The sequence below is a fragment of the Chitinimonas sp. genome, assembly GCF_041904975.1.
Taxonomy (GTDB): domain Bacteria; phylum Pseudomonadota; class Gammaproteobacteria; order Burkholderiales; family Chitinimonadaceae; genus Chitinimonas.
Window position 1 is genome coordinate 1 of the sequence record NZ_JAYRLZ010000323.1, and the last position, 4409, is coordinate 4409.

Annotated in this window: 5 protein-coding genes and 1 rRNA gene; 2 read left to right on the forward strand and 4 right to left on the reverse strand. The window is 59.7% G+C overall.

Going from position 1 to position 4409, the window contains the following annotated elements; all coding sequences use genetic code 11:
* Together ACE3OH_RS19940 and ACE3OH_RS19945 are read left to right on the forward strand one after the other, a co-directional pair.
* Positions 1-781, forward strand: a 781-nt coding sequence (locus tag ACE3OH_RS19940) for a lysophospholipid acyltransferase family protein (protein WP_374357279.1), incomplete at its 5' end; no start/stop codon positions are given.
* Entirely contained in the window at positions 778-1641 is an 864-nt protein-coding gene (locus ACE3OH_RS19945) for a lysophospholipid acyltransferase family protein (RefSeq protein WP_374357281.1), read from the forward strand. The genes ACE3OH_RS19940 and ACE3OH_RS19945, both read left to right, overlap by 4 nt.
* 75 nt (positions 1642-1716) lie before the next feature.
* Here the strand turns inward: ACE3OH_RS19945 and ACE3OH_RS19950 are convergent, their stop codons facing one another.
* From ACE3OH_RS19950 to rrf, 4 genes are all read right to left on the reverse strand, one after another.
* Positions 1717-2394 carry a response regulator gene (locus tag ACE3OH_RS19950; protein ID WP_374357283.1) on the reverse strand — a complete coding sequence of 226 codons (678 nt, stop codon included), beginning with the start codon at positions 2392-2394 and terminating at the stop codon, positions 1717-1719.
* Positions 2391-3836, reverse strand: a complete 1446-nt coding sequence (locus ACE3OH_RS19955) for an ATP-binding protein (RefSeq protein WP_374357285.1) — start codon at positions 3834-3836, stop codon at positions 2391-2393. The genes ACE3OH_RS19950 and ACE3OH_RS19955 overlap by 4 nt, the downstream gene beginning before the upstream one ends.
* 5 nt (positions 3837-3841) lie before the next feature.
* On the reverse strand, positions 3842-4141 hold the full coding sequence (locus tag ACE3OH_RS19960; protein WP_374357287.1) for a hypothetical protein: 300 nt from the start codon (positions 4139-4141) through the stop codon (positions 3842-3844).
* 145 nt (positions 4142-4286) lie between these two features.
* Positions 4287-4400 (reverse strand): 5S ribosomal RNA (gene rrf / locus ACE3OH_RS19965).
* Positions 4401-4409 lie beyond the last annotated feature (9 nt).

The window sequence follows — 4409 nt, forward strand, 5'->3', positions numbered from 1 at the left end:
CCGGCGCTACCGCGAAGCAATGGCTGACAATTTGCGGCAATCGAAGCTGGCCAAGTCTGCGGCGGATTATACGCAATTACTCCGAGGCAGCATCGCCGAACACGGCAAGGGTGCCGTGGAGCTGCTGGCCGCCTGGGGCCGGCCTTCGGCATCGGTCAGTCGCTTGGTGCGCCACTGCGAAGGCTGGGAGCATGCGCAGGCGGCCATCGATGCCGGTCGCGCCATCATCTTCGTAACGCCGCATTTGGGCAGCTTCGACATTGCCTGTCGCTATGTATCCAGCCGCCTGCCCTATCCGCTGACCGCCATGTATCGCCCGCCCAAACTGGCGCGTCTGGAGCCACTGATGCAAGCCGGGCGCATGCGCGACAACGCACGCACTGCTCCGGCAACTGCGGCTGGTGTACGTCAGTTGATGAAGGCGCTGAAAAGCGGCGAAGCCACGGCAATCCTGCCGGACCAGGCACCCGGTGGCGGCGATGGTGTATGGGCTCCGTTCTTCGGCAAGCAAGCCTATACCATGACCCTGCTACCCAGGTTGGCTCTGTCTGCGAATGCGGCGGTGCTGTTTTTCTATGCCGAGCGCCTGAGCTGGGGGCGCGGCTTTGTTGTCCGCCTCTATCCCATGCAGGGTGAATTCATCGGCAACAAAGCAGCAGATGCCTGCTTGCTCAACCAGAATGTCGAGTCGCTGATTGCACGCTGCCCGACGCAATATCTGTGGAGCTACAAGCGTTACAAACAGCCGGCCGGCGCCCCGGCACCGGAGTCAGCACCATGATCGTCCGACTCGTTGCCACCATCTTGTGGTTATGCCATTGGCTGCCGTTTCGCATCACCGCTGCTATTGGCTGTTTACTGGGGCGACTGCTGTATCAGCTGGCGCGCTCGCGCCGACGTGTGGGCGAAATCAATCTGCGCCTGTGTTTCCCGGACTTGCCTAAAGTGGAGCGCGATGCCTTGCTCAAGCAACATTTTGTGGCGATCTGCCAGATGTTTCTTGAATACGGCTACTGCTGGTTTTCGTCCAGGGAGCGACTCAAGCGCATCATGCCGATAGAAGGCCTGGAGCATCTGCACGCGCTCGATGGCAAGCCAGTGATACTGTGCATGCCACATTTCACCGGCCTTGATCTGGCCGGCCTGCGCATTTCGCTGGAAACGCCGGTGGTCAGCATCTATTCCAAACAAAAAGATGCCGGCCTGGATGGCTATGTCGAGCAGAAGCGCCTGCGCTTTGATACCGGCATCATCCTGTCTCGCCAGGCCGGCATCCGCCCTGCACTCAAGGCATTGAAACAGGGCTATCGCTTCTACTACCTGCCTGACCAGGACTTCGGGCCACGCGATTCGGTGTTTGCGCATTTTTTCGGCGTTCCCGCCGCCACCATTACCGGGCTGTCCAGGCTCGCCAAGGCATCTGGCGCCGCCATCTTGCCGTGCTACCCGCGTCGTGAAAGCAACGGCTATACGCTGGTGATCGAGCCTGCGCTCTGCGGGTATCCGAGCGACGATCAGCTGAGCGACGCGGAGCAGATGAACCGGGTGATCGAGGCTCAAGTTCTGAAGCAGCCCTCACAGTATTTCTGGCTACACAAACGATTCAAGACGCGGCCAGAAGGAGAAAGCTATCTGTACTGAGCAATAGGATATCGCATCAGCTTGCCATCCATCGGCGCATCGGCCCGACAGCCTCACGGTATGCAGGTACCGCGCTCAAGTCAGCTCAAAGCGGTAGCCAACGCCATACACCGAATGTATGGCCTCACGCTCGCCCAGTACCAGGGTCAACTTTTTCCGCAAATTCTTGATATGGCTATCGATGGCGCGATCAAAAACCTCGCCGCTGCCGGAGTAGGCCATTTCAAGCAGGCTGGCACGGGCAAAGATGCGACCCGGGGCATTGATCAGTACCGCTAGCAAGCGGTATTCCTGCGGGGTCAGATTCAGTAGCTGGCCACAACAGCGTATCCGCTGCCCATCGCGATCGTGTTCAAACAAGGGAGGCGCAGCGGCTGTTGCTTCCGGTCTTGCCCGCCTTAGCAGCGCTTGCACACGCGCAACCATTTCGCGCGGACTGAATGGTTTGCACAGATAATCATCAGCACCGACCTCAAAGCCGAGCAGCCGATCAATTTCCTCTACCCTTGCCGTGACCATGATGATGGGCAAGCTTGAAAATCGGCGGATATCGCGGCAAATACTGATGCCGTCAACACCAGGAAGCATCAAGTCCAGCAGCAGCAGGTCAGGCTCTGCCTCACGAATCGCCGAGACCACGGCATCTCCACGCTCAAGATATCGACTGGCAAAGCCAGCATGCGCCAGATACGCGAGCATCACTTCAGCAATGCGCGGCTCATCCTCAACAACCATGATGACGGGCGCGCTCATTGGCCTCCTCTCCTCGCCTCTGCCTTCGCAAGGGTCACCGTGATGCATAGACCGCCCAGCGAGGAATGGCCGGCCGCAATATGGCCACCATGCGCTTCAACAATCGACTGGCAAATCGCCAGCCCCAATCCAGAACCACCGCCGCGGCGGCTACGCGACACATCGACGCGGTAGAAACGCTCAAATAGATGAGCAAGTGCACCATCAGGAACTCCAGGGGCAGTATCTTCGATGCGGATGGCTACCTTTGCGCTATCCGCCACCGCGCTGATTCGCACCTTTCCGCCAGCATCGGTATAGCGCATGGCGTTGCCGAGTAGATTGGCAAATAGCTGGCGCATCCGCTCCGGATCGGCGAGTAGATGAACGTCGGGCGGCGGCAACAGCTCCAGCGACAATCCAATCTGCCGCAAAGGCTCGCGATATTGGGTGGCTAACTCATCAAACAGTAGGCCTAGCGGCATCGCCTCACGCCGCAGTTCAAGCATGCCGACATCGGCGCGAGCCAGTTGATAAAGATCGGCGATCAAGCGATCGAGATCCCCCACGGCGCTGTCGAGCCGCGCCAACCCGCGCGCATCCAGTGGCATTACGCCGTCGCGCATCGCATCGGTGTGGGCACGCAATATGGTGAGCGGAGTGCGAAGCTCGTGGGAGGTATCGGCCACCCATTGCCGGCGTGATAGCTCGAAGCGCTCAAGCTTGTTCGCCATGATATTGAAGTCATCGGCCAGGGCACCGAGCTCGTCTGCGCGCTGCAGATTCACGCGACTATCCAATCGGCCTGCCGCCAACTCGCGAGCGGCGACACTCAGGGCAGCAATCGGGCGCCGAAAATAGCGCGCCAGCCAAATTGCCACCACGGCGGAAACAGCAACCGCGATCAATGCGATCAACAGCAGGTTTCGGGTTTGACTATGCAAAAACTGCTGCGCCAGACCACCGCCTTCGTCGTGTACAGGCGCCAAGCCAAGATAGGCAATAATCGTCCCGTCGACCCGAACCGCGCGCTTGGGGCGCCTCGCTGACTCAGGCGCACCGAACAGCCGGCGACCCGACGCATCGTACAGGGCAAGTCTTGGCCCCAAGCCCAATCTGTCGATCCGACCGGCTGGCGGCGGCGGGGGCGGGGGCGGTACATCGGGCCCCCCGCGCGTTTCACCGCCGTCAGGTCGCGGTGGCGCGTCGTCTTCCGGCGACCCAGCCCGCATCGGCGCAAGATCGCGCGCCCCTCTGATGCGGGCCAGATTCCCGTCACGCCGAAACTGCTCGACCAAGCGGATTTCCACCTCATCGAGCCGATCGAGCTCCAACTTGGCAACATAGTCAATAAAGCCCTCGCCAAGGCTGATGCGAAACATGACAGCAAGCGCCAGCACAACGCCGCTCACCGTCAGCATGATGCTGAAAAACAAAGTGGCGGCGATCGAGCGCATCTGCATGATGCTCAATTCATCTTCGGCGGCGGGTTGCCACCCTGATCCGGACGATCAGGCATGGCAGCCAGTCGGGCCGGCAGCATGGTACACACCCCGCTGACCTTATCACCGCGCGGCGTGGTGAAACTGACTTTATCTCCAGCTTGCTTGCCCTCACAAACATCGTAGGCTTCAGGCGGCGGAACCCGCATCGACCTGCCCTTGCCTTGCGGGGGCATATCGTTGGCGTGGCAGAAGGCGGCAATGAGAATGGTCCAAATCAGGCTTGAAATGCGGCGTGTGGTAAACATAGTAAGCTCCTTGATCAAATCGGCTTATGCCGACCAGCCTATGATCAGCCATGACTATGGAGCAATTATGGTCGCTAAAGATGCTGGGCGATCACTATGCTTTGATTTTCGAGCCGCAAAAGCAAAACCCCCTAGAGGGTATCTAGGGGGTTTTAGAGGGGGAGCCTGGCGGTGACCTACTTTCACATGGGTAGTCCACACTATCATCGGCGCGGCTTCGTTTCACGGTCCTGTTCGAGATGGGAAGGCGTGGGTCCAAAGCGCTATGGCCGCCAAGCAAAACTGG

Bases quoted from the DNA above. Each gene is read 5' to 3' on its own strand.
- ACE3OH_RS19945 (WP_374357281.1), top strand. From the start codon at position 778: ATGATCGTCCGACTCGTTGCCACCATCTTGTGGTTATGCCATTGGCTG.
- ACE3OH_RS19950 (WP_374357283.1), bottom strand. From the start codon at position 2,394: ATGAGCGCGCCCGTCATCATGGTTGTTGAGGATGAGCCGCGCATTGCT.
- ACE3OH_RS19955 (WP_374357285.1), bottom strand. From the start codon at position 3,836: ATGCAGATGCGCTCGATCGCCGCCACTTTGTTTTTCAGCATCATGCTG.